The organism is Frankia sp. AgPm24 (assembly GCF_023243055.1).
GTDB lineage: Bacteria > Actinomycetota > Actinomycetes > Frankiales > Frankiaceae > Frankia > Frankia umida.
The window spans coordinates 1-24,551 of the sequence record NZ_JALKFW010000144.1 but is presented as its reverse complement, the minus strand read 5'-3'; the positions used below and the strand labels follow the sequence as shown (position 1 = coordinate 24,551).

Genomic DNA, 24,551 nt, shown 5'->3' with positions numbered 1-24,551 from the left:
CTGCGTCAACTATTACCCCTTCCGTGCTGCCCCTAATTCTAGTAGGGACCGCTGTCCGGGAGAAAAGGGGCACCTCATGCCGGGCCAGGTCCGCGCCACGGCCGTGGTGACTGGCAATCCCGTACGTGCCGAGATCCTGGCCGGGCAGGCGTCTCGGGCGACGGCGTCGCTGGGCTGGGCGGGTCACGATCCGGCGTTGCCGACGGTGTACGTGACCGGTGGTGCGCAGGGGTCGGTGCAGGTCAACACCGCGGTGGCCGGGGTGCTGCCGTGGCTGGTGGAGCGTGCGAACGTGATCCACCAGTGCGGCCCTGGCAATGTCGAGCCGTTTCGCGCGACCGCCGCGGGCCTGGCGGTGCCAGGACGGTACTTCCTGACGGGGTTCCTGCGTGGGGAGGTCGCCGACGTCCTCGCGCTCGCGGATGTGGTCGTGTCGCGAAGCGGTGCGGGGACGGTCGCCGAGCTGACCGCTCTGGGCAAGGCTGCTGTGCTGATCCCGTTGGCGTCCGCCGCGGGCAACGAGCAGGTGCACAACGCCCGCTACCTGCAGGAGGCGGGCGCGGCGGTGGCGTTGGAAGGTGAGGTGTCACCGGAGCGGCTGCGCGAGGCGGTGGAGCCGCTGCTGGCCGACCCGGCGGCACGTACCACGATGGCACGGCGGGCGCGGGCGTTCGGCCGGCCGGACGCGGCCGAACGCCTCGCGGACGTGGTCCTGGACGCCGCCGGTGGGCGTTAGGCCAGGCGGGCCTCCAACGCCTGGCGTAGAAGGGCCGCCACCTGTTGGACGTCGCTGTGGGTGAGGGCGGGGTGGAACGGCAGGCTGAGGATCCGGGCTGCGGCCTGCTCGGTGATCGGCAGGGGGGTGTGCCAGGGGGAGAAGGCGGGCTGGAGATGGTTGGGCGGGTAGGGGGCGCCGACCCCGATCCCGGCGGCGCGTAGCTGATGGAAGACGCGGTCGCGGTCGGGGATCTGAACGACGAAGTGGAACGGGGTGGTGTGTGCGATGTCGACGTCGACCACCGTGACGTCCTCGATGTCGGAGACAGCGTCGTTGTAGGTGTGCCACAGGGCGATGCGCCGCTTGGTGATCTCGGCGAAGTGGGCGAGTTGGACCCGCCCGACAGCGGCGTTGAGCGCGGACAGGTGGGCGCGCAGCCCGGGGCCGTCCACGGTGTAGGTGGTGACGGTGGCCCGGTCGCGGGGCGTGGCGGTGATGCCCAGCAGCCGCAGCCTGCGCAGCTCGTCGGCGTCGGCGGGGGTGCGAGGGATGACGGCGCCACCGTCACCGCAGGTGATGTTCTTGATCGGGTCGAAGCTGAAGCAGGTCAGCGCCCCTGCCGCACCGACCCGGACGTCGTCCTGGTGGGAGCCGAAGGCGTGGGCTGCGTCCTCGACGATCGCGATGCCGCGCCGGTCCAGGTCGTCGCGGATGCCGGTAAGGGGGACGGCCCGGCCGCCGTACAGGATGGGCATCACGGCCTTCGTCGCCGGATGGAACGATCACCTCTCTGCCCGGCCCGACCCCGACGGCCAGGAGCGCCCACCATCAAGTCATGCTTCGGAGTGTCCTTGGCGCTTTATGTGATGGTGTCCGGTCGGGCCGGGGGATGCCTCTGGCGTTCCATTCAGGGAATCATGATCAGGTGGGTGTGGCTTTTGTGTATCGCCGTGCCGGTCGATTGCTTCGTGTCTGCCGTGTCGGCGGGGTAGGCGGTGATGAGGGGTTGGGCGGAGCGGTCGCGGTCGAAGCGGTGGATCTGGTCGATGATTCTTTGGGCGAGGTGGGCGGCGGCGGGTCCGTGTCCGGTGGCGCCGAGTTCGTAGTGGCGTTCGCCGTTCGGGCCTGGCTGCTCGGCTCGGCGGGGCGTGGTGAGGTAGGCCAGGCTGTCGCCGTCGACGAGGGTGGGTGTGCGGTAGGCGAACGCGGGGGTGCAGAGGCCGGCCTCGATCGCGTCGTCTTCGGCGTCGAGGCGGCAGGTGCCGGGTTCGGTGGCGGTGAGCCAGAGCCAGATGTGGTCGAAGGGCTCATTGGCGACCACGTGCACATTGGACCAGACGGTGGTGGCGGGCTCGGTGAACACGCCGCGCAGCGCGTGCGGGTCGATGTTCTGGTCGGTGTCCCAGTAGAGCGCGACGTTGTCGGTGATGGTGCCGGTGCGTTCCCCGGTCGGCACGATTCCGATCATCGGGATGAAGCCGCAGAGCCGGCTGTTGTCCGCGCGCAGGTGGGTGTCGTGGCGGGTGAAGGCGACGCTGCGGGCCTGGCCGCGCCAGTGCAGCGGGACGACGAGGGTTCCGCCGACGCTGAGTTGATCGAACCAGGCGGGGGGTAGGTCCCACGGCCCCACCGTGACGATGATCTTGTCGTAGGGGGCGTTGCCGGCGTGGCCGAGGGCGCCGTCGGCGGTGACGACCTGTACCTGCTCGAAGCCGGTGTCGGTGAGGGTGCGGCGGGCGTGGTCGGTGACGTCGGGGTGGATGTCGACGGTGGTGACGCTGCCGGTGTCACCGACGAGGGTGGCGAGCAGGGCGGCGTTGTAGCCGGTTCCAGCGCCGATCTCCAGGATGTGGTCGCCGGGTTGGGGGTTGAGCTGGTCGAGCATCATCGCGACGACGGTGGGCACGGAGATGCAGCTGGCGGGCCGGTCCTTGCCGGGCTTGATGGTGATCGCCCGGTTCTGGTAGGCCTCCTCGGTCGAGGCCGCGGGTACGAAACGGTGCCGGGGCACGGAACGGAACGCCTGTTCGATCCGGGTGGAGTGCAGGTGGCCGGCCGCACGGATATGGATGATCATGTTCTCGCGGAGGTCTTCGGGTCGGGTGCTGGTGGCGTTGGTCATCCGGTTCCTTTCACGGCCAGTGCGGAGACACTGATCGGTACGGGTGGGGCGGTGAGCAGGCAGGCATCCCAGTCGATGTCTGCGGGCAGGTAGGTCAGGGCGACTCCGCTGTGGCCTTCCAGCAGTCCGCTCGCGCTGGGGGTGTTGTGGAGGGTCTTCGGGTTTCGTTGCTGCCAGCGGCGTTCGAGGTCGGCCAGCGCCTGGGCGCTGTCGCTGTCGGGTTCGGTGTCGGTGAGGGTGCGGCGTGCGGTGTGCACGAGTCCGGCCCAGCCGTGGCAGAGCGAGTCGTCGCGGAGCTGGTGGAGTTGGGCGTTGTCGGTGATGCAGGCGACGAGCGCGGCCTGGGCGGCGTCGATCCCGGCGGGATGGTGCAGTGCCTGGGCGGCGAGGTGGCGGGCGTGGGTCAGGCCGGGGGTGCCGTAGCACCAGGAGGGGCGTTGTGGGCCTGGCTGGTCGACGGCGGCGTTGGCCCATTCACGGGCGGAGATCATGCCTGGCCACCAGGGGCTGTGCTGCGGGCCGCAGCGCCAGGCGTCGAGGAACCGGTCGATGCGTTCGATCGCGTCGGCCTGGCCGGGCACGGTCATGCCAGCGATCATGGCGGTGGACAGCAGTGCGAGGGGTCCGGTGATGCCGTGTGCGATGCCGAGGTTGGCGTGGCCGGTGGGCCAGCGTGGATCGGGACGTCCGGACGGGCCGTGCGGGGTCCACCAGCGGGGCAGGGTGGTGCCGCCGATGCTGACCGGCTGGGTGAGTCGGACGAGGTAGGACAGCACCTCGCGTAGTGGTGCGTCGCCGGGGTGGGTCGGGTCGGCGTGGTGGGCGTGCAGCAGGCAGACGCCGAGTCCGGTCAGCCCGTTGATGAGGTCGAACTCCCCCAAGTCGGCCAGGACGCCGTGGTCGATCCGTTCGTGCGCCTGAGCCAGACGCACGCGGACGATGCGCACGGTGTGCTCGTCGAGAGCACGGAGCGTTGAGCTGTAGGCGGGCAGGCCAGTGGTGCGCAGCACGAACGCGACCGCCGGGGCGCCTCGGAACAGGCTGGCATTCCGGTCGGCGGCGACGGGGCGGGCGGTCATCGCCTTCACCCACTGGTGCGCGGTGGCCCAGTCGCCGATGCCGGCATGGGCGTAGCCGATGTGTAGCAGTGCCAGGCCGGCCGCCCCACCGGCGAGGGACTGGCCCCAGCCGGGGCTGGGTTCGTGGTCGGGTGGCGGTGTGTGCGGGTCGGTGTAGGTCACCGGGCGGCACCGCCGGGTCGATGCCGCCCGTGGAGGGCGGCGCGGCGGGCCAGGCGCCGGCAGGTGCGTTCGCTGTCCTGGTCGATGCCGACGAGCCGGTTGTGGTGCAGGTGCAGCAACGACTCCGCCACCACGTCGAGGTTCGCCTCGGGCGGCAGCGTCTTGCGGTAGCAGGCCAGCGCATTGGCGCGACCACGCCATGCCAGCGCGGTGTCAGCCGACCAGCCGGGCAGCACCGGCAGCCCGCGCGGGTCGGTCGCGAGCGCTATCGCCTGGCTGGCCACCGTCCGGTCGACCATGCCGGCCGCCGGCTCCGGCCGGGTGATCAACCAGTTCCTCGCCTCGTCGGGATCGTCGAAGAAGCCGCGGACAAGGTCGACCATGCTGGCCACGGCCAGGGGGATATCCGCCGTGGTGGACGGGAGCTGGCGCAGCAGGGCGGCGGCGAGGGTGGAGTCGGCGGCGAAGACGCGCTCGGCGGCGTCCAGTGCTTCGCCGTGCCCGTAGCGGCCGATCTCCGGATGGTAGGTGTCGATCACCAGCCGTCCGATCAGTCCCGCCTGCCGCATCTGCCGCGTCCACTCCCCGACCGCGCTGGAGTGTTCAGCGTAGCGATCGGCGGTGGTGCGTAGCCGTAGGCGCAGGTGGTCCCGTTCGTGCGCGCTGCGGTACCGCAGCCACCAGCAGTCAGGTGCGCCAAGGCTGGCCAGCAGGCCTGGTAGCTCCTCGGTGACCAGTTCACCCATCCGTTCGGGATGGGTGAACAGCTTCATCGACAGCCACCGGGTATCCGGCGCGCCGGGCAGGTGCCCGCTGGTGTTTGTCACAGCGGGCAGCGCGCCGCGTAGGGGGTTGGGCGCCGGGGGGCGGGTGCTGACAAGGGGCAGCGCGATCTCGTGGACGTGGCCGCCGATCCACCCGTACTCCGTCGCCGCCGTGGCGGGGGTGAGGATCGTCTGACCGCGGCGGGTGAGATGGGCGCGCAGGAGCGCGGCGTGCGCCGGCTCGTCGAGGGTGAGGCGCAGCGTGCGGTCGGCGTCGCGCAGCTCGACGACCTCAGGACAGTTCCAGCGCCCACGCCACCGGTCGAGTGTCGCCCGCCACTGGTCAGGGCCCGCCCCATGTGGTGGGAGGTCGGCGGACGTGAGCCGCCACTGAGCCGGGGACAGGACCGTGCGCCGGTAGTGGACCGCGGGTAGGAACGGCAGGTGGGCGTGCGGGCCCCAGTCGAACTGATACCAGGCGGCGGAGAACGCCCGTGGTAGGTGGGCCAGGAACCGGGCCAGGGGCGCTGGTTGCTTGTCCAGGGCGAGCGCGTGAAACACCTGCGGCTCGAGGATCTGGCGGCGCGCAAGGCTGATCAGGTGCAACCGGTCGCGGGTCGCGGTGATCCCCAGATCGTCGATTGTCAGCTGGCCGGTTTCGTCGGGCCGGCGGTGTTCGCCCAACGAGAGCAGCTCATCGAGGTAGGGCGGCACCCGGGCGACGTTCTCCGCATGCGGGTAGAACGGCCCGAACGACAACTGCACCCGCTGCGCGCCCGCGGTGGCGGCAGGCAACGCGCGATAGGCCTGCGCCAAGCCGGAGCCGCTGGCCATCGGGGTGAACCGGCTGGTGAGCGTGCCAGCGGAACGTGCCGGTGCCACGGTGAGCAGGAAATCCCCGCGTTCCAGCGCCTGCGTGGTGGCCGCGTGGATGCGAGCGGCAAGCTCCACGTGCGCCGGGATGTACCGCTCATCCAACGTGTCGCCAGTCACCTCGTCGATGAGAGGGTCGGTGAGAACGATCTCGCGGGTGCCGTCCGCCAGCGCCTGCCAGGCCAGCGCCAGCAGCCGCTCATCACGTCCGGTGATCTCCGGTGCCGGCGAGGGCAGCACACTCGCGCTGTAGCCCGACGGATATCCCAGCCCGGCGTCGGGCTGAACAACGTCGGCGAGCGCCACTACGGTGCCCGTGCCGTAACGATCGACGAACGCGGCATGGTAGTCCCGCCACGACGCCTCGCCGTTCGGCTGCCGGCTCAGCCGCAGCAGCGCGCTCGCGGCACGTTCCATCTCGTGGGCGACCTCGAGGGGCAGCGTCACCGCGCAGTCGAGCAGCAGGTCCACCGCCACCGGGGTTCGTCCCTGTGCCGACAGCTCCCGCATCCGACGGGTGAGCATCACGCGCACACGCCTCTGCTCGTCTCGGCTGGTCCCCTCCGTGTTGTGGCGGCCCATCGTGGCCACAACGCTCTCCAGCTCCCGCACCGTCGTCGCGACGGCCGGCACGCTCGCGGCCTCGACCTCGCGTAGCCGGTCCATCAGGTACGCGAGGGGGTCCGTGATGGTGAAGGGAGCGCGCAGACTGGTCAGCAGGTAGCCCTGCCGCACCAGCTCGGTGAGCATGACCTGCACCCGGGAGCGGTCCACGGCGAAGTCCTTGCTCAGCAGGTCCAGCAGCCAACCGAAGCGGACCGGGGCTGCCGCCAGGGCGGCCACGGCCTCGACCGCGGGGGTGCGGCGGATCGTCACCCGGTTCTGCCCCTGGGGGATGTCAAGTCGGCTGCCGCGGCGCACCGCGAGATCGGTGACCATCACCGGCAGTCGTTCCAGCAGATCCGGGCACCCCTCCAGGCGGCTGATGATGTCCGCCAGCCATCCGGTGTCAGCCCGGACCACACCCCGATGCTCCCCACCCCACTCCGCTCGCGCCGCAGCACCCAAAGACACAGCGGCGACGCCTGCGAACAGACCGAAGGGGGTGGGACGGCCGATACTGCGCAGGAGATAACGAATGGTGGAGGTCGTTGCACCGCGGATCTGCTTGTCGCTCACAGCACGTCCGGTGCGGATCGCGTCGACACCGGCGCCCAGCGAGGGACTGGCCTGGCGTATCGCGTCAGCAAGCTCGGGCCTGGACCACATCTGCTCCAGCCAGCGCCGGCACCCAGCCGTATCGGTCAGGTCAGGCCACCGCTGCGAGGCGTCGGACAACGGCACGGCTGCGGCCCGCAGCAACGTAACCTAGACATGCCGGTAGAGCGGCGTCCGGTCGCGGGCACCCATCGAAACCTCCAGACCGTCATCACGACGAAGAACGGTGACAGGCCGGGGTCCCACCCGACCTGTCACCGCGAAGCAGCGGACCTACACCCCGCCTGAGACACACGCCGACGCGCAGGTCGGGTCGCACCCGTCGTCGGTGCCGCCCTTGCAGCCCGCGAGTGCGTCACCCGGCGGAACATCCGTGATGATCCGCACGTCGAGAGCGAAAGGGTCCTCGACGACCGGGCTGGTCGCCGGCGAGAGGAGGGGATGGAATTCGGAAGTCAGGGTTGTGGTCACGCTGCACCTTTCACTCGACACATGAGGTCTCCTACCGCCTGGCCGTGGAAAAGCGGTCGTCAACTGCCCGGCGTGGCGCTCACTGTCCTATCCACCCGATGCTTCTGCGATCCCCGGTGGAGCTAGCCCCAGTGGGGCTTGCCAGCGCCGCGGTCGAACCCACCAACGAACAGCCAGCGCCGGGCTACCCTGTGAACTTGCCCGAACACCGTCTGGGAAGGCGGCCCATGGCTGGTCCAGAACGACAGCGCTGTCAGTTCTGCAACACCACACCGAGCGCCACCACGCCGATGTGCAGCGCCTGCACCCGCGCCGCCGGGTTCCGCAAGCCAATCCCCGAAGACTTCTACGAGGATGCGGAACTACGCGCCGCCCTAGCACGCTACGATTTCGGCCCGGTGTTCACCGCGGTCCGCCACCACACGGGACTGTCCCAACTTCAACTCGCTGACCTGCTGGAACTCTCCCAATCACGGGTCTCGGCCGTCGAACGCGGCGAACGGCGACTCACCCACGTCAGGCTGGCCGCCCGCCTGGCCAACCGCCTGGGGATTGCACCCCGCCTACTTGGCTTCCCCGGCGAAACCCCGGGTAGCGTTGTGATGCAGGAGGAGGTGAGTTGGTTGGAACGCAGAGACTTCCTCGCCCTGGTTACCGCTGCCACCCTGGGATCGAACCTGCATCCCGAACTCAGCCGGTTGGGCTCCCTGCTGCCCGGCGACATCACACCCGCGTCCCGGCCCCGCATCGGCGCCGCCGACGTCGACGTGATCGAGGCCATCACCGACGGGTTCCGCCGGGCCGACTTCGCCCACGGCGGTGGCCTGTACCGTGCCGCCGCCGTCACCCAGCTACACCAGGTACGCCGACTCGAGGATTCCTCCTGCACACCGCAGGTCCGGGACCGGCTGCTCATCGCCCTCGCCGACCTGGCGAGCATGGCTGGCTGGATGGCCTACGACGTCGATGACCACGACGCCGCTCGTCGCCTGTGGACCTACGCCCTCGACACCGCTCGCCGTGCCGACGACCACCCGCGCGCGCCGGACCTCACCGTGGACCTCCTTCTGGACCTGGCGCATCAGGCGCTGCACCTGCACAGCCTCGACCCGGTCGCACACGCGGCCCGCGCGGACGAAGCGCTGCGCCTGGTGCAACTCGCCTCTGCCACCGCCGCCAACCGCCGCCACCCCGTCAGCACCATCACCCAGGGCTACCTGTTCGCCGTCCTCGGATGGTGCCGGGCCGCCCTGGGCGAACCCGAGCCCACCCGCCGCGCCATCGGCAATGCCGAAGACACCTACGCTGCTGCCGACCCCGCCACAACCCCACCGTGGGCGTGGTACGTCACCGACGCCGAGATCACCGCCCAGCAAGGCCACTCCCTGTACCTGCTGGCACTGACCCACCCGGAGTTCGCAGGCGAAGCCATCGAAAAGCTGGCCACCGCCGCAGCGAGCTACGGCCCGGAATACGAGCGCAGCCGCGCTGTCATCCTGCCCCCGCTGGCCTCCGTGCAGTTCCAAGCCGGAGACATCACCGGGGCGGTGGCCACCGGCCACGGCGCCGTGAACGCGATCACCAGCCTCTCCTCCACCCGCGGCTACGCCCGGCTGCGCGTGCTCGACACCATGGCCGTTCCGCACAGCAACCAGCCCGCAGTCGCTGACCTCCGCGATCACATCCGCAAGGCACTGGTCGCCACGACGACGTAGACCGCCCCATCCCGAGCACGGGGCCGCTGGAGCTAACGCCGCATATGTACTGGCGCGACGCGAACGGGTGCCTTCTGCCTTGACGACGAGGGACAGGCGGTCTCGTCGTCCCCCATGGTCATCGTGTCTCTGGTCATCGTGGGGTGCGCCGGCTGCGTCGATGGCGGTCAGGTGCCGACCGGCCGCGTTTGTGAGGTGCGGACGAAGGAGCTGGCGTGCTGCCGGTGCTCGTGGTGTCCGCCATGGCCGTGGTGGGCCAGTGGGTGGGGTGGTCGAGGCCGGTGGGCAGGCGGGTGGTGGCGTCGCCGCGGGCGGCGGCGAGCTGCATCGGGGTGAGGAACCACGCCCCGCGCAGGTCCCCGCCGCGCAGATCCGCCCCGCGCAGGTCGGCGCCGCGCAGATCGGCGTGGCGCAGGTCCGCGCCTCGCAGGTCGGCGCCGAGCAGCAGACGTCCGGTGAGGACCACGCCGCGCAGGTCCGCGCCGGCCAGCCGGGCGCCGATCAGATCCCCGTCGCGGACCCCGCGCCCACCGGCCCCGCGGGTGCCGGCGTCGTTCGGGCCGGCCCGGCCGGTGGACGGGGCGGCCGGGCCGCGCAGGACGGTGCTGGCCTCGGTGAGAGCGAGATGGACGGTGCGGCGGTGGAGGTCGAGGTCGACGGCGCGCAGCCGGTCCGCGTCCGTGGTGGTGGTCAGGGCGAGGGTGGCGGTGAACAGTTCCCGCAGGCGGGCGGCCAGCGCCGCGGTGTCCGAACCCGACGGGTCGAGGGCGCTCAGGGCGGCGCCCAGGTGGTAAAGCGACTCGTGGAGGACCCGCAGGACCCCGAACACGGCGAACATCACCGGCGCGTCGCCGGGGTGGGTGCGCCAGGAACGGCCGGCGAAGGTGACCTGGGTGGTCTGCTGGCCGGCGCCGAGACAGTCGAAGGCGACGCAGCCGGCGAAACCGCGTCCGGTCAGCTCGGTGTGGATACCGCAGCGATGCTCGCCGTCCAGATGCCGGCAGGCGACACCGGGGGGTTTGCTGATCGGGAAGTCCGCGGACGCGGTGAACCCGGGCACCACACAGCACAATCCCGCGCATCGGGCGCAGTCGGCGCGCAGCCCGGCCCGTACCCGCGCCACGTCCACCAGGGTGAGCGTGACCGCCGTGGCCCGGCCGGCGGCCGGGACGGACCCCGTGGCCGTCCCCGTCGTCCCCGTCGTCCCCGGGTCGGTGCAGGCGGGTGCGGGGGGTGGGCCGTCCGGTCGGGGGGTGGACACGGGGGGTCTCCTTCGCCTCGTCCCACCGGGAGCGCGGCACGTCGGCGGGTCGGGCCGGCGGGTGGGGCCTGGACGACGACGCCACCGCGGCCTGGCGGATGTGACATGCTGGCGGACGCGACAGCTAGCGGAGGAAGCCGGTGCGAATCCGGCGCGGTCCCGCCACTGTCACCGGAGAGCGCCGCCCTCCACGTGCCCTACAGCCACAGGGGCAGGTCACGACCGCCAGCGCGGTTGGAAGGCCGACGGCGGCGCGCAGGATCCGGGAGCCAGGATACTCCGGCCGTCGCGATGGACGACCACGGGCGAGGACCTGGGGAGGACCAGCGGCATGCCAGCACCACCCACAGCACCATCCGGTTCCACAGCAGCACCCGGTTCCGCGGAACCGGCCACGGCGCTCCCATCCGGTTGCGCGCAACCGTCGAGTGTCACCACCTCGCCGGCGGGTCGGGCCGATCCGTTCGCCGCGGACCGGGTCGGCGGGTTCCCGCTGGCGGCGGTCGTCGGGATGGACGATCTGCGGCTCGCGTTGCTGCTCAACGCGGTCAGCCCGGCCCTCGGCGGGCTGCTGGTGCGCGGGGAGAAGGGCACGGCCAAGTCGACCGCGGTCCGCGGGCTTGCCGACCTGCTCGCCCCGGTCGAGGTGGTCCGCGGCTGCCGGTTCGCCTGCGCCCCGGCCGCCCCCGACCCGCGCTGCCCGGACGGACCGCATCCGCCCGCCTCCCCACCCGGCGCGGACCCCACGTCCACCTCGTCCGCGTCCACCTCGCCGGTGTCCGTGTCGGTGGTGCGGCCGGTGCGGCTGGTGGAGCTGCCGGTCGGCGCGTCCGAGGACCGGGTCACCGGCAGCCTCGACCTGGACCGGGCGCTCGCCGACGGGGTGAGTGTGCTGCGTCCGGGGCTGCTGGCCGCGGCCCACCGCGGCATCCTCTACGTCGACGAGGTGAACCTGCTCGGCGACCATCTCGTCGACGTCCTGTTGGACGCGGCCGCGACCGGTGTCGCCCACGTCGAACGCGACGGGGTGTCCGCCCGGCATCCGGCGCGGTTCGTGCTGGTCGGGACGATGAACCCCGAGGAGGGCGAGCTGCGCCCGCAGCTGCTCGACCGGTTCGCGCTCACCGTCACCGTCGCCGCCAGCCGTGACCCGCGGCTGCGCGCCAAGGTGGTCCGTCGCCGCCTGGCCTACGACGCCGACCCGGCCGGGTTCGTCGCCGCCTGGGCGCCCGCGCAGGCCCGCCTCGCCGCCCGGGTGGCCGCCGCCACCGTGCGCCTGCCGGCGGTGACCCTCACCGACGCCGCGTTGGACGCGATCGCCGCGATCTGCGCCGGCCTCGACGTCGACGGGATGCGCGCCGACGTCGTGCTGGCCCGCACCGCGCTGGCACTCGCCGCCTGGTCGGGACGCGACACCGTGCGCGCCGCGGACCTGCGCACCGGCGCCCGCCTCGCCCTGCCGCATCGGCGCCGCCGCGGCCCGTTCGACGCCCCCGACCTCGACGACGCCACCCTCGCCGCGGTCCTCGCCGACGCCCTGGCCGGCCTCGATGACGCCGTGGCCGCCGAAAGCAGCGCCCGTGAGCAGGCCGAGGCCCGCCGCCAGGCCGGCGCGTCCTCGAACGCCGCCACCGCCCGCCACCCCGACACCGGGAACAGCCCCGAGGATCCTGATGGGTCGGAGGGCCCCGGCGGGAACGACGACGGCGATCACGATGAGGACGGTCCCGACGGTCCCGACGGTCCCGGTGGATCTGGCGGATCTGGGGGACCCGGCGGGTCCGGTCAGGGTCCGGGAGACGGTTCCGCGGAACCGGGCGGGATGACCGACACCGGCGACCCGGACACCAGCGACCCGCGGGCCACCACCCCCTACGACCTGGACAATCCCTACGATCTCGACCCGGACGGTGATCTTCTCACCCCGGACGACCACGACCTCGACACCGCCCGGGACGCCGCCCGGCCCGGTGACAGCGCGCAGCCTGGTGATCCCGAGCTGGCCGCTGCCGGCGCGGATGCCGACGCCCCGACCGTGGACACCCTGGCCGACGACCCGCGGGCCGCCGCACCACCCGGCGCCCACCCGCCGGGTGCGGGCCGCCCCGCCTTCCCGCCCCGTCCCACCGGGCCCACCCTGGCCCCACCCGGGCAGCGCGGCCGACACGGCGCCGCCACCAGCACCGGCGGGGACGGCGGTGTGGGCCTGCCGGGACGGGCCACCGCGACCGGGACCGCCGCCGCACCGGGAACGCTGTTTCGGCCGCGGACGCTCACCGTCGGCGGACTCGGCGCCACCTCGTCAGCCAGCGGACGCCGTTCCCCGGCGCGCACCACCCGCGGCGCGGTCGTCGCCACCAGTGCCAGCGCCCCCGGCCTGCACCTGCCCGCCACCCTGCTCGCCGCCGCCCCCCACCAGCACGCCCGCGGCCGCCGCACCCCCCCGTCCACCCCGGACCTCACCCCGGACGTCACCCCGGGCAGGGTCCCGGGTGCCCTCCCGGAGGCCTCCCGGGGCGGCGGCCAGGGTGGGGAGAGGGCGCTGCGGCTGGTGCCGTCCGACCGGCGCGGCGCGCACCGTGTCGCCCGCGAAGGCAACCTGGTGCTGTTCTGCGTGGACGCGTCCGGGTCGATGGCGGCACGGGCCCGGATGACCCTGGTCACCACCGCGGTACTCGCCCTGCTCGTCGACGCCTACCAGCGCCGCGACCGCATCGGTCTGATCACCTTCCGCGGCGCCGGCGCCGAGGTGGTGCTCGCCCCCACCTCCAGTGTGGAGGCCGGCGCCGCCCGCCTGCACGCCCTGCCCACCGGCGGACGGACGCCGCTGGCCGCCGGTCTGCTGCGCGCCGGGCAGGTGCTGACCGCCGAACGGCGCCGCGACCCGTCCCGCCGTGCCCTGCTCGTCGTCGTCACCGACGGACGGGCCACCGCCGGCGGCGACCCGCTGCCCGTCGCCCACGCCCTGCGTCGCAGCGCCCCCACAGCCCTGGCCGCGTCCGGAACGTCCGGTGCCCGCGGCGGCGGCGGTGGGGGGCGGGGGATGGCCGCGGGTGGGCTGGCCAGTGTCGTCGTCGACTGCGAGACCGGCATGATCCGGCTGGGCCTGGCCGCCCGTCTCGCCGACGCCCTCGGCGCCCCGACCATCCCGCTCGACGCCCTACCCCTGCTGCACCCACCCGCCCCACCCACCCGACCGGCCCCACCGGCCCCACCGGCCGTCCGCGTCGAGATCAAGGAGCCGTCCCGATGAGTCCGCAGGGGGTGCCGTCCACGGTGCCGGACGACGGGCTGACCACCCGGGCGCGCCGCGGCCGGCCGCTGCTGATCGTGCACACCGGCGACGGCAAGGGAAAGTCGACCGCGGCGTTCGGTCTGGCGTTGCGCGGCTGGGCGCAGGGCTGGCCGATCGGCGTCTTCCAGTTCGTCAAGTCGGCGAAATGGCGCATCGGTGAGGAGAAGGCCCTCGAGACACTGGGGGAGTCCGGCGCCGGCGGCACCGTCACCTGGCATCGGATGGGCGCCGGATGGAGCTGGATCCAGAACCGCGTCGACCCCGCCGGTGACCCGGCCGCGGCCGCCGCCGAAGGCTGGGCGCAGATCCGCCGCGACCTGGCCGCGCAGACCTACCGGCTCTACGTCCTGGACGAGATGACCTACCCGCTGCGCTGGGGCTGGCTCGACCTCGACGAGGTCGTCGACACCCTGCGCACCCGCCCCGGTGCCCAACATGTCGTCATCACCGGCCGGGCCGCCCCGACCCCCCTGCTCGACGCCGCCGACCTCATCACCGAGATGACCAAGGTCCGCCATCCCATGGACGCCGGCCAGAAGGGCCAGAAAGGCATCGAATGGTGACCGGCCCGACGCGCCGCCTCGACCTGCCCCGGCTCGTGCTGGCCGCACCCACCTCCGGCGCCGGCAAGACCACCGTCGCCACCGGACTGATGGCCGCGCTGGTCGCCCGCGGCCTGCGGGTCAGCCCACACAAGGTCGGCCCCGACTACATCGACCCCAGCTACCACACGCTGGCCACCGGCCGACCCGGACGTAACCTCGACGCCGTCCTGTGCGGACCGCAGCGGCTCGCCCCCCTGTTCGCCCACGCCGCCGCCGGCACCGACATCGCCGTCGTCGAAGGCGTGATGGGCCTGTTCGACGGGGTCGCCACACCCCGCGCCGGCGAGCAGCCCGACCACGCCTCCACCGCCCATGTCGCCCGCCTGCTCGACGCCCCCGTCGTCCTGGTCGTCGACGCCTCCGGGGCATCCCGCTCGATCGCGGCGCTGGTCACCGGCTTCCGGATGTTCGACCCGCGGCTGCACCTGGCCGGTGTCATCCTCAACCGGGTCGGCTCCGCACGCCACCGCCGGCTGCTCACCGACGCGCTGGCCGACATCGGCATGCCCGTGTTCGGCGCGCTGCCCCGCGAGACCACCGTGCACACCCCGTCCCGGCATCTGGGACTGGTCCCCGCCGCCGAACGCCGCCCCGCCGCGGTCGCCGCCGTCGACCGCCTCGCCCACCTGGTCGCCACCACCTGCGACCTGGACGCCCTGCTGCGCGTCGCCCGCGCCGCCCCACCCCTGCACACCCCCACCTGGCAGCCCACCGAAGCCCTCACCACCCCCGCACCCTCGCCCTCCCCGATCCCAGCCCCGGCTTCGGCTGCGCGGCCGCCGTCGCCGCGCACAGGAGGACGGCCGGTGCGGGTCGCGATGGCCGGCGGGGCGGCGTTCACCTTCGGCTACGCCGAACACGCCGAACTGCTGCGCGCCGCCGGCGCCGACGTCGTCACCGTCGACCCGCTGCGCGACGAGAACCTGCCCGCCGGCACCGACGCGCTCATCCTCGGCGGCGGTTTCCCCGAGGAACACACCGCCGACCTCGCCGCGAACCTCCCGCTGCGCGCCGCGATCGCCGCGTTCGCCGCCGCCGGACGTCCCATCAGCGCCGAATGCGCCGGCCTGCTCTACCTCGCCACCACCCTGGACGGCGTCCCCATGTGCGGGGTGCTCGACGTCGCCGCCGTCATGGGCCCCCGCCTCACCCTCGGCTACCGCCACGCCATCGCCGCCACCGCCAGCCCCCTGACCTCCGCCGGCACCCCGCTGGGCGCCCACGAGTTCCACCGCACCGTCCTGCCCGCCCCCGGCGCGGCGACCGGGGCCGCCTGGTGGCTTCCCATCGCCGACGACCCTCTCCCACCCGCCCGGGACACCACCGCACCCCGCGGTGGCGGCGCGGCCCGGGGCGGTGGCGGCGAGACGGCGACCCGGTGGCGTGCCGAGGGCTTCGTGCGCGGCCAGGTCCACGCCTCCTACCTGCACCTACACTGGGCCGGCCAGCCCGACATCGCCCGCCGCCTGCTCGAGGCCGCCCACGCGACCCGCCCCGCCCATCCCGCCGACACCGGACATCCCGCCGATGCCATCGACGCCGCCTGAGCTGCCTGAGCACACCGGCGGCCCCACCCCGCGCGGCCCGCGGACCAGGACCCCACCCGGGAACCCGCCGCCCCACCACAGCGCACGCGATCTCGTGGTGGGCATCGGCGCCCGGCCCGGGGTGCAGACGCGGGAGGTCCTCGCCCTCATCGACCACGGCCTGCGCGCCCTGGGCGCGTCCCCCGCGTCCGTGCGGGCCCTGGCCACCGTCGACGTCCGCGCCCGCGAACCCGGCCTGCGCGGCGCGGCCGCCCATCACGGCTGGCCGCTGATCGCCCACCCCGCCGCACTGCTGGCCACCGTGGACGTCCCCCACCCCAGCGCCGCGGCCGCCGCGGCCCTGGGCACCCCGAGCGTGGCCGAAGCCGCCTGCCAACTCGCCCTGCCCACCACCTCCACCCGGCCCGACACCGTCGCACCATCCCCGGGACGTCTCGTCCTGCGCAAACAGACCAGCCCCCGCGCCACCCTCGCCATCGCCCGACACCCGAGCACCGGATGTGCGTAGCCGACATCCAGGACGGATGCGCCCGAGGGTGACGCGGTGCGTGACATCGCCACGGTCAGCCCACCGACCGAGCGGCACCGGCCGACATCACCGACCTGCCCGGATGCCGTCGGTGTGCTGGTAGCGAAGGCCGTCGAGCAGCAGCGCGCGCAGACGGTCGGCCTCGTCCGTGGCGGTGGGGGTGCCCTGGGTGGCCCAGCGCAGGGCGTTGACCGCGCGCAGGATGTCCCGGGGACGGGCGTCGCGGCGGATCGCGCCGGTCTGCTGGGCCCGGGTGAACAGGCGGTCCCAGGCGGCGAGCATCGCGTCGCATCCCCGGGCGGCGTCCACCGCAGGCTCGAGCAGGGTGGGACGCAGCGAGTCCGCCATCCCCTGGAACAGCGCCAGGTGGCAGGCGAACAGATCCAGCCAGGTGGTCAGCGCCGCGAAGGCCCCCGAGGCGGCGCAGGCGTCGAGGAGACGGTCGGCCTCGTCGCGCAGCGTGTCATAACGGTCACCGAGCACGGCGTCGACCAGGCTGGCCCGGTCGGGGAAGTGGCGGTACAGGGTGCCGACGCCGACACCGGCCCGACGGGCGATCTCCGCGGGGGGCGCGTCCACGCCCCCCTCGGTGAACGCGGCGCGCGCCGCGTCGAGCAGCCGGCGACGGTTGCGTCGCACATCAGCCCGCGCCGGTGCGGCCTCCGGGGTGGCCCGCTGCGGCGCGCTCATGGTCATCCCCTCGGCATTGCAAAACGGAACATGTTTCCGTAGGGTAGCCGATCAAATCGGAAAGCTGTTCCGTTTTTTGGTCGGCGTTCCGGCGCCGCCGTAGGAGGTTCGGGTGACCACGACAACAGACGGGTTCCGGGCACGGCTGGGACGCTTCGGCGTGTGGCTGGCGCCCGCCCCGGTGCTGGGAGCCACCCCCGCGGCGCTCGAGCGGGAGCAGGTCGCCCGCATCGAAGCGCTCGGTTTCGGCTCGGTCTGGGTCGGCGAGGGCGCCCACGGCCCCAAGGAGATCTTCGCCCACCTCGCCCTGCTGCTGGCGGCCACCGATCGTCTGCTCGTCGGCTCCGGGATCGCGCGGGTGGGCAACCGGACCCCGGCTGCCATGCAGGCCGGCGCCGCCACCCTCGCCGAGGCGTTCCCCGGCCGGCTCCTGCTGGGCCTGGGCGTGGGGATCACAGCCGACACCGGCGACCCGCGGGATCCGCCGGTCCCGGCGGCCCGCGCCACCTCGGACGCGTCGCCGGTGGCGGTGATGCGCCGCTACCTCGACGCCATGACCGCGGCCGCCGACACCGACGCCGCCGCCGGGGGGCTGGCCGCGCCGTTTCCCCGCCTGCTCGCCGCCCTGGGCCCGCGGATGCTCGCCCTGGCCCGCGACCACGCCGACGGCGCCCACCCGTTCTCCGTACCGGTCGCCCACACCGCGCTCGCCCGCGAGATCCTCGGCCCGGACAAGCTCCTCGTGCCCGAACAGGTCATCCTCGACGAACCCGACCCGACCGCCGCCCGTGCCCTGGCACGGCGCCACCTGGCCGCCGGCAGCCCCACCTCGCCGTACGCCAGGAACCTGCGACGTCTCGGCTACGGCGACGACGACTTCGCCCACGGCGGCAGCGACCGGCTCATCGACGACCGTTTCGCCCACGGCGACCCGGCCGCCCTCGCCCGACGGCTCACCGAACACCTCGACGCCGGCGCCGACAGCGTCCTGATCCGCGTGCCGGCCCCCACACTGAACGCCGCCGTCGACACCCTCGCCAGACTCGCCGACGCGCTACCCGACGCCCCCGCCGCTTCCCTCCCACAGCACATCTGATCACCACCCCCGGCCACCGCATGGCCGGTCCCGAGGCGCGGACAGGCCACTGATCGTCTCCGGGTGAGGTCCGCGCTCAGGCCGCGCCGACCCTCGCCCCGGGGACCCGCGCGTCCCGCCGCGACGCCGACTCCGCCTCGGCGGCCGCGACGGCACACGCGTCGACCAGGACGTCCAGGGACACCCCGAGGGTGGTGGCCAGGGCGACCACGGTGAAGAACGCCGGGGTCGGAATCCGCCCGGTCTCGATCTTGCGCAGGGTCTCGGCGGACACCCCGGCGCCGGCCGCCACCGCCACGATGCTGCGCTCACCGCGCGCCCGGCGCAGCAACGCGCCGAGCCGCTCGCCACGGGCCCGCTCCGCTGTGGTCAACGCCGTCCGCACCATACCCCGATAGTAATACCGGTATAGTTATCGCCGCATGGCCGGTTGGACGGGCATCGGGGCACAGGACGCGGGACGCGGGATGGGTGGGCGGGGCGCGATGGTGGAGATGAAGACACCGCAGGCGATCGAGGCGATGGCGGCGGCCGGGGCGGTGGTGGCCCGGGCGCTGGCCGCCGCCCGGGCGGCCGCGGCGGTCGGGGTCACCCCCCGCGACCTGGACGCCGCCGCCCACGCGGTGATCCGCGAGGCGGGAGCCCTCTCCCCGTTCCTGCACTACCAGCCACCGTTCGCGCCCAGCCCGTTCCCGGCGGTCATCTGCGTGTCGGTCAACGACGTGATCGTGCACGGCATCCCCGGCGACACCCCGCTGCGCGCCGGGGACCTGGTCAGCGTCGACTGCGGCGCCACCCTGGACGGCTGGACCGGCGACGCGGCGATCAGCTTCACCGTCGGCGCGGCCCGTCCCGAGGACACCGTCCTCATCGACACCACCACCGCGGCCCTGCACGCCGGGATCGCCGCCGCCGTGCCCGGGGGGCGCATGGGCGACATCGGCGCCGCCATCGCCACCGTCGCCCGCGCCGGCGGCTACGGCATCCTCGAGGGCTTCGGCGGGCACGGCATCGGCCGGCACATGCACGAGGACCCGCCGGTGCCCAACGAGGGCCGTCCCGGCCGTGGCCTGCGGCTGCGTGAGGGCCTGGTCCTCGCCCTCGAACCGATGCTGCTCGCCGGCGGGCGGGGCACCTTCCACACCGATCCCGACGGCTGGTCGCTGCGCACCCGCGACGGCAGTCGCGCCGCCCATGTCGAGCACACCGTCGCCATCACCGCGGACGGACCCCGCATCCTCACCCGACTCTGAATCCACGGCTGACCCGCGCCGCATTGCGACAATGGCGCACCCGACATTGGCACCAATGCCGGAAACAGTGCCAATGGGTTCCGTCGACGCCCGGGAATGGACACGACGCCCGCGGACGACAGGGCCCGCCACCCCCGCCTGCCCAAATATCGGACATTATTCCCAAATCTGACACCGTGGTGGACGGAGCGAAGCCGCGGCGCACCGGGGCGCGCCGGAACCGGTCACCATAGGTGCCACAGGTGGTGCGGTGAGTGCCCGGCCGGGGGGTGTGGCGTGCGGACGGGCCGGGTTTCGGAAGGTCGGAGACGACAGAGTCAGGGCTACGACAACCCCCGAACGGGTCCCCTTTGCGACATAGCCCCCACCCCTGCTGTCCGCAAGAGGAACAATGTCCCGGATGGATACCGTGGGGACGAGTCGGCTTTCACCAAAGCCCTGTACAGACCCCCCCACGCACGCGATACCGTGCCGAGCGTCACGTTGTCGACACCCGCCGCGGCGCGTATCGCACTCCACCACCCGGAACGCGAGGGGAGGCTGGGCATGGACTCCGCCGAACGGCCAGGCACCGGTGCCGGTGCCAGCAGCGGCACCGGTCGCGGCAGCGGCAGCGGCAGTGGCAGTGGCGCCAGTGGTGGCAGTGCTGCCAGTGGTGGCACCGCGGGCAGGAACAGGGGCATGGGCGCCGAGGGCGTAGGGACGGCGGCCGCGGCCACCGACGACGGCGACACCGACGACGGCGACTGTCCGCCCACGCCCACCACACCCGGCGGCGGCTTCGGCCTGCCCGACCGGTACGGCCTCGCCGCCGCCGCCCGCGCCGCCGCCATGATCTCCCGGGAGATCGCCTACGCCGACCCCGACCCGCTGGCACTGAGCGAGATCGACGAACGGCTCTACCGCTACGCCACCACCCTGCTCAGTGTCTCCCACACCGACCTGCTCGGCCCCGTCATCGGTGACTGGCGCCGCGTCACCGCGGCCCTGGGCCGGCGGCTTTCCCCCGCCGTGCACTGCGAACTCACCCGCGCCGCCGGCTACCTGTCCTTCTGCCTGGGCTACCTGGCCGCCGACACCGGCGACGACACCAGCGCCCGCCGTTTCGCCACGCTGGCCGCCCAGTACGCCGACCATCTCGACGACCGCCTGCTCGCCGGCACCGCCCACAGCCTCGACGCCTTCGTCGCCTTCGCCGACGGCCGCCTGGACGCCGCCCGCGCCGCCGCCGCCCGCGCCGCCGCCGTGCGCCATCCCGCCCTGCACGGCTGGGCCGCCGCCCAACAGGTCCAGATCGCCGCCGCCACCGGCGACGAACCCGCCCTGGAAGCCGCCCTGTTCGCGCTGCGCGACCGCCCCAGCGTCCCCGCGCTGCGCACCCCCGGCTGGCCCCCGTTCGACGAGGCCCGCGAGGCCTGCGTCGTCGCCGACGCGATGTGGCGCCTGCGCGTGCCCGGCGCCCGCTCCGCCGCCCGCCGCGCCGTGGCCCTGACCACCCCCGACACCCTCGAACGCGGCTGGGCGCTCGGTTCCCTGGCCGCCACCCTCGTCCACGACGACCCCGCCGCCACCGGCGCCGCCCTCGACGAGATGGTCGCCATCCTCGACCTGCGCCCCTCCCGGGTGCTCGCCGGCCGCGTCCACGAGATCCTGCTGCTCATCTCCGCCCCACCCCTGACCGGCACCCCCCGCCCCACCGGCCTGGGCTGACCACCCCGCCGCTCCGGACCGACCAGGTCCTGGCTGGTCGGGTTCGGGCTGGTCGGGTCCTGGCCGACCGGGCCTGGGCTGGTCGGCCGCAGGTCAGTCGGCGACGCCCTGCTCGGCGACGATCGAGGTGGGCGTGAGCCGCACCAGCAGCTCCCCGGGCACCCCGTTACGCGCCCCGTAGGCCGGCGCCGCCGCCGCACCCATGTACCGGGCGGCGATCCGCGTCGCCCACACCCGCACCTCGTCCAGATCCTCGCTCAGGCGCACCGTCCCCGTCACGGTCACGAACGCGAACGGCGGCGCCTCGTCATCCACACACAGCGACGCCACCCCCGTGCGTGCCAACGACCGGCCCTTCACCGAGGACGCCCCGGTGTTGAACACCACGTCCTCGCCGTCGAGCAGGAACCAGATCGGCGCCACATGCGGACGCCCGTCCGCCCGCACCGTCGCGAGCTTGCCCGTGCGCGTCCCCGCCGACACGAACGCCCGCCACCGCCCCGCCTCCATCGCCACCATGGCCGGCACCCTACGCCGCGTCCCCGCCGCCTGCCGCCGCCTGCCGCCGCCTGCCGTCCACCCCAGCGGCATCCGCGTCCGCGCAGGAACACCCGGGCAGACCCCGTGGGGGCGGCCAAGATGCGCAGGTGTCGGGTCGGGGCCTCACGCCGAGGGTTGTGAGGCGCCATGCCGAGGGTTGTTCGGCGTGGCGAGGTCCCCATCCCCGACCAACCCTCGGCATCTCATGGTCACGGCCGCTGACGGGGCCCCACCCGACGTCCACGACAGGCTGCCCAGCCGGGCCGGGCACGGCAGATGCGGTAGACGCAGCCCGTCCACCGACCCCCGTTCGGCGCGGGGTGCGATGCTCACGCGGCGGGGGTGAGACCGGCGGAGGCACGCAGCCGGTCGCCGCGACGTACCAGCAGACGTTCGGCGAGCGCGTCGGCGCGTTCGATGTCCTCGAGTGTGGCGTGGGTACGCGACTCGACCTCCAGCAGCGCCGCGAGCAGCTCCACGGACAACCGGGTCCGCGCCGCCACCCGCGCCACACTCGGCGGCAGCGCCGTCCCCGCGCCGCGGACCACCCCCCTGCGCGGCGACACACCGCCGGACGAACCCGCACCGGACGAACCCGCACCGGGCGCGCCCGCGCCCGCACCCGCCCGAGGTGACGACACCGGACGGGGCGCGCCCGCACCGGCGGCGATCACAGGGACACCGGCGCCGGAGACAGCGGAGGCGACGGAAGCGGCGACGGGGGACGGCGTGGAACGCTGACGGTGACGGTGACGGGGGGACAGGTGCAGCGAGGCCATGCACCAGTGATACCGCAGCGCATACACACCGCCACCCCTTGACTTCCCGGCGCCACGCAGGATCAGACCTTCTCCACAGGACGTCCACAGGCGCACGCCACGTTACCCACCGCCCCATCGACACCCTTATCCACATGTCGATCTTCATGTGGTCGGAATCACATCATCGGGGCCGTCAGGGGGATGCCCGCCACGGTCACCCGGCGGCGGTCACCGTGGAGGCCAGGGCGGTGTCGACCAGACGCCGCACGTCGGCGGCGGCCAGCGGCGCGGACGCGAACAGCACGCTGTAGGTGATCGGCGCCATCACTGTCTCGACGATCCGCGCCACCGGCGGCACCCGCTCACCCCGACCCCGCGCCCGCTCGACGATGATCCCCAGCTGCGCGCGGACATACGCGTCACAGCGGCCCGCCGGCAGCTCCGGCGCCGACGAGGCGGCCACCACGTCACGCAGCACCGCCCGGCCCGTCGGCGACGACACCTCCTCGAGATACCCCCCGACATAGGCCAGCAGATCCGCGCGCAACCCCCCGGCGTCGACGGGGGGACGATCCGGGCGCAGCCGTTCGGCGGCGACATCGGCCAGCAGCTCGGTGAGATCCCCCCAGCGCCGGTACACCGTCGACGGTGTCACCCCCGCCCGCGCCGCCACCCGCGGCACGGTGATCTCCCCGCGGGGACGCTCGGCCTGCAACCCCCGCACCGCCTGGTGCACCGCGGCCTGCACCCGCGCGCTACGCCCACCCGGACGCGGACCCTCGGGACTCACGTCTCGAGCGTAGTGCACAACCCCCCGCCCCACGCGAAATCTTTGCGTTCACGGGTGGGGTGGACTACCGTCCCCACTAACGCAAACTTGTGGCTTTAACGGGTTGGCTGTGACGGGCCGGATGGTGGCCCGTCACCCGCCAGGTGCCCGCCGTCCGGTGGAAGGGACCCCGATGCCCGTGCCCCCCGCACTGCCCACCCTCGCACCCGACACCCACGCCACCGGGCACGTGCCGGCGGGCACCCAGCCCCCCGCGGGTTCCCGCACCGGCCTGCCCCCGGGGCCCTCGACGTCGGCGGGGCCCTCGAGGCCGGCGGGCGGCAGGCTCGCCGGCCGGCTCGGGGCGGGGGCCAGTTTCGCCCTGGCCGCCTCGATGCTCACCTCCTTCCTCGCCTCCTCCGTCGTCCCCACCCCCCTGTACGCCGTCTACCAGGCGCACTGGGGGTTCTCCCCGATCACCCTGACCGTCGTGTTCGGCGTCTACGCCCTGGCCGTCCTGGGTTGCCTGCTCGTCGCCGGCGGCCTGTCCGACCATCTCGGGCGCCGCCCCGTGCTGCTCGCCGCCTGCGCCGTGCAGATCCTCGCCCTGGCCGTGTTCGTGCGCGCCGACGGCGTCGCGGCACTCGTGGCCGCCCGCGCCGGGCAGGGCCTGGCCACCGGCACGGCCATGGGCGCCCTCGGCGCCGCCCTGCTGGATCTGCACCCCACCCGCGGCGCCCTGTTCAACGCCGCCGGTTCCTTCGCCGGGACCGCGCTCGGCGCCGCCGGCTCGGCCCTGTGCGTCGCGCTGCTGCCCGCGCCCACCCGGCTCGTCTACCTGCTCCTGCTCGCCGTCGTCGCAGCCCAGGCCGTCGGCGTCCTGGTCATGACCGAAACGTCGCCCCGGGTCCCCGGGGCGCTGGCCAGCCTGCGACCGCACCTGAGCCTGCCCGCCCCGGTACGCCGCGTCCTGCCCGCCGCCGGGCCCTGCCTGGTGGCCACCTGGGCCCTGACCGGCTTCTCCTTCTCCCTCGGCCCGGCCCTGGCCCGCCGCGTCGCGGGTGCGGGCGAGGCCACCGGCCGCCACGCGATCCTGCTCGGCGGCCTCGCCGTGCTCGCCCTGGCCGGCACCGCGGCCCTCACCGTCGTCCTCGCCCGCACCGCCCCGGCCGCCACGATGATGCTCACCGGCCTCGTCGGGCTCATCGTCGGCGTGGCCCTGACCCTGCTCGCCGTCGCCGCCGGGTCCACCACCGCCCTGTTCACCGGCACCGTGCTCGCCGGCGCCGGCATCGGCGCCGGCCGCCCCCGCCCCCCCCCCGGGGGGGGGGCCCCGGGCGCCCCCCCCCCCCCCGCCCGCGGGCGGGGCGCCC

At 73.9% G+C, this 24,551-nt stretch carries 19 protein-coding genes, 2 pseudogenes and 1 riboswitch; of the genes and pseudogenes, 10 read left to right on the top strand and 11 right to left on the bottom strand.

Annotated features, from left to right (window positions below; translation table 11 throughout):
- Positions 1–73: 73 nt before the first annotated feature.
- Positions 74–736 (top strand): annotated as a pseudogene (locus tag MXD61_RS06740) (glycosyltransferase); the annotation flags it as partial.
- On the opposite strand, the pseudogene MXD61_RS06735 reads toward MXD61_RS06740, so the two are convergent.
- From MXD61_RS06735 to MXD61_RS28730, 5 genes and pseudogenes are all read right to left on the bottom strand, one after another.
- Positions 733–1,479: pseudogene (locus MXD61_RS06735) on the bottom strand (DegT/DnrJ/EryC1/StrS family aminotransferase); the annotation flags it as partial. The pseudogenes MXD61_RS06740 and MXD61_RS06735 sit on opposite strands and share 4 nt — an antisense overlap.
- Before the next feature lie 146 nt (positions 1,480–1,625).
- The gene (fxlM, locus tag MXD61_RS06730) at positions 1,626–2,840 is read right to left on the bottom strand and encodes a methyltransferase, FxLD system (RefSeq protein ID WP_248811963.1); all 1,215 of its coding nucleotides are present in this window, start codon (positions 2,838–2,840) and stop codon (positions 1,626–1,628) included.
- Positions 2,837–4,081 (bottom strand): lanthionine synthetase C family protein, encoded by a 1,245-nt coding sequence (locus tag MXD61_RS06725; protein WP_248811962.1) that lies wholly within the window; start codon positions 4,079–4,081, stop codon positions 2,837–2,839. The genes fxlM and MXD61_RS06725 overlap by 4 nt, the downstream gene beginning before the upstream one ends.
- On the bottom strand, positions 4,078–7,062 hold the full coding sequence (locus MXD61_RS06720; RefSeq protein WP_374628533.1) for a lantibiotic dehydratase: 2,985 nt from the start codon (positions 7,060–7,062) through the stop codon (positions 4,078–4,080). Before MXD61_RS06720 ends, MXD61_RS06725 begins: the two co-directional genes overlap by 4 nt.
- A gap of 147 nt (positions 7,063–7,209) precedes the next feature.
- Positions 7,210–7,407, bottom strand: coding sequence for an FxLD family lanthipeptide (locus MXD61_RS28730; protein WP_374628531.1), 198 nt, complete (start codon positions 7,405–7,407; stop codon positions 7,210–7,212).
- Between the two features lie 44 nt (positions 7,408–7,451).
- Here MXD61_RS28730 and MXD61_RS06715 point away from each other — a divergent pair, with 44 nt between their 5' ends.
- A complete protein-coding gene (locus MXD61_RS06715; RefSeq protein ID WP_248811960.1) occupies positions 7,452–9,122 on the top strand; it encodes a helix-turn-helix domain-containing protein in 1,671 nt (556 codons plus the stop codon).
- A 133-nt stretch (positions 9,123–9,255) separates the two neighbouring features.
- Here the strand turns inward: MXD61_RS06715 and MXD61_RS06710 are convergent, their stop codons facing one another.
- Positions 9,256–10,383 carry a pentapeptide repeat-containing protein gene (locus MXD61_RS06710; protein ID WP_248811959.1) on the bottom strand — a complete coding sequence of 376 codons (1,128 nt, stop codon included), beginning with the start codon at positions 10,381–10,383 and terminating at the stop codon, positions 9,256–9,258.
- Positions 10,384–10,513: 130 nt separating this feature from the next.
- A riboswitch (cobalamin riboswitch) is annotated at positions 10,514–10,663 on the top strand.
- Between the two features lie 231 nt (positions 10,664–10,894).
- Here MXD61_RS06710 and MXD61_RS06705 point away from each other — a divergent pair.
- From MXD61_RS06705 to MXD61_RS06690, 4 genes are read left to right on the top strand one after another with little or no spacing between them, the layout of a single operon-like run.
- Positions 10,895–13,636, top strand: a complete 2,742-nt coding sequence (locus MXD61_RS06705) for a VWA domain-containing protein (protein WP_248811967.1) — start codon at positions 10,895–10,897, stop codon at positions 13,634–13,636.
- Positions 13,633–14,241 (top strand): cob(I)yrinic acid a,c-diamide adenosyltransferase, encoded by a 609-nt coding sequence (gene cobO, locus MXD61_RS06700; RefSeq protein ID WP_163550841.1) that lies wholly within the window; start codon positions 13,633–13,635, stop codon positions 14,239–14,241. Before MXD61_RS06705 ends, cobO begins: the two co-directional genes overlap by 4 nt.
- On the top strand, positions 14,235–15,830 hold the full coding sequence (locus tag MXD61_RS06695; RefSeq protein WP_248811958.1) for a cobyrinate a,c-diamide synthase: 1,596 nt from the start codon (positions 14,235–14,237) through the stop codon (positions 15,828–15,830). Before cobO ends, MXD61_RS06695 begins: the two co-directional genes overlap by 7 nt.
- On the top strand, positions 15,811–16,338 hold the full coding sequence (locus MXD61_RS06690) for a cobalamin biosynthesis protein (RefSeq protein WP_248811957.1): 528 nt from the start codon (positions 15,811–15,813) through the stop codon (positions 16,336–16,338). The genes MXD61_RS06695 and MXD61_RS06690 overlap by 20 nt, the downstream gene beginning before the upstream one ends.
- A gap of 87 nt (positions 16,339–16,425) precedes the next feature.
- Here the strand turns inward: MXD61_RS06690 and MXD61_RS06685 are convergent, their stop codons facing one another.
- Positions 16,426–17,049 (bottom strand): TetR/AcrR family transcriptional regulator, encoded by a 624-nt coding sequence (locus MXD61_RS06685; protein WP_248811956.1) that lies wholly within the window; start codon positions 17,047–17,049, stop codon positions 16,426–16,428.
- 112 nt (positions 17,050–17,161) lie between these two features.
- Here MXD61_RS06685 and MXD61_RS06680 point away from each other — a divergent pair, with 112 nt between their 5' ends.
- Complete coding sequence (locus MXD61_RS06680; protein ID WP_248811955.1) at positions 17,162–18,145, top strand: TIGR03620 family F420-dependent LLM class oxidoreductase; 984 nt, start codon at positions 17,162–17,164, stop codon at positions 18,143–18,145.
- A gap of 76 nt (positions 18,146–18,221) precedes the next feature.
- Here the strand turns inward: MXD61_RS06680 and MXD61_RS06675 are convergent, their stop codons facing one another.
- Positions 18,222–18,533 (bottom strand): helix-turn-helix domain-containing protein, encoded by a 312-nt coding sequence (locus MXD61_RS06675; RefSeq protein ID WP_248811954.1) that lies wholly within the window; start codon positions 18,531–18,533, stop codon positions 18,222–18,224.
- A gap of 97 nt (positions 18,534–18,630) precedes the next feature.
- Between MXD61_RS06675 and map the strand changes: the two genes are divergently transcribed.
- Both map and MXD61_RS06665 read left to right on the top strand, forming a co-directional pair.
- Positions 18,631–19,398 carry a type I methionyl aminopeptidase gene (gene map, locus MXD61_RS06670; protein ID WP_248811966.1) on the top strand — a complete coding sequence of 256 codons (768 nt, stop codon included), beginning with the start codon at positions 18,631–18,633 and terminating at the stop codon, positions 19,396–19,398.
- A 546-nt stretch (positions 19,399–19,944) separates the two neighbouring features.
- Positions 19,945–21,108, top strand: coding sequence for a hypothetical protein (locus MXD61_RS06665; protein WP_248811953.1), 1,164 nt, complete (start codon positions 19,945–19,947; stop codon positions 21,106–21,108).
- 93 nt (positions 21,109–21,201) lie between these two features.
- Here MXD61_RS06665 and MXD61_RS06660 read toward each other — a convergent pair whose 3' ends face one another.
- The 3 genes from MXD61_RS06660 to MXD61_RS06650 all read right to left on the bottom strand — a co-directional run bounded on the left by MXD61_RS06660 (position 21,202) and on the right by MXD61_RS06650 (position 23,199).
- Entirely contained in the window at positions 21,202–21,627 is a 426-nt protein-coding gene (locus MXD61_RS06660) for a PPOX class F420-dependent oxidoreductase (RefSeq protein ID WP_248811952.1), read from the bottom strand.
- A gap of 350 nt (positions 21,628–21,977) precedes the next feature.
- Complete coding sequence (locus MXD61_RS06655) at positions 21,978–22,454, bottom strand: hypothetical protein (protein ID WP_248811951.1); 477 nt, start codon at positions 22,452–22,454, stop codon at positions 21,978–21,980.
- Positions 22,455–22,623: 169 nt separating this feature from the next.
- Positions 22,624–23,199, bottom strand: coding sequence for a TetR/AcrR family transcriptional regulator (locus tag MXD61_RS06650; protein ID WP_248811950.1), 576 nt, complete (start codon positions 23,197–23,199; stop codon positions 22,624–22,626).
- 172 nt (positions 23,200–23,371) lie between these two features.
- Here MXD61_RS06650 and MXD61_RS06645 point away from each other — a divergent pair.
- The coding region (locus MXD61_RS06645; protein ID WP_285223178.1) for an MFS transporter at positions 23,372–24,551 on the top strand (1,180 nt) is incomplete at its 3' end.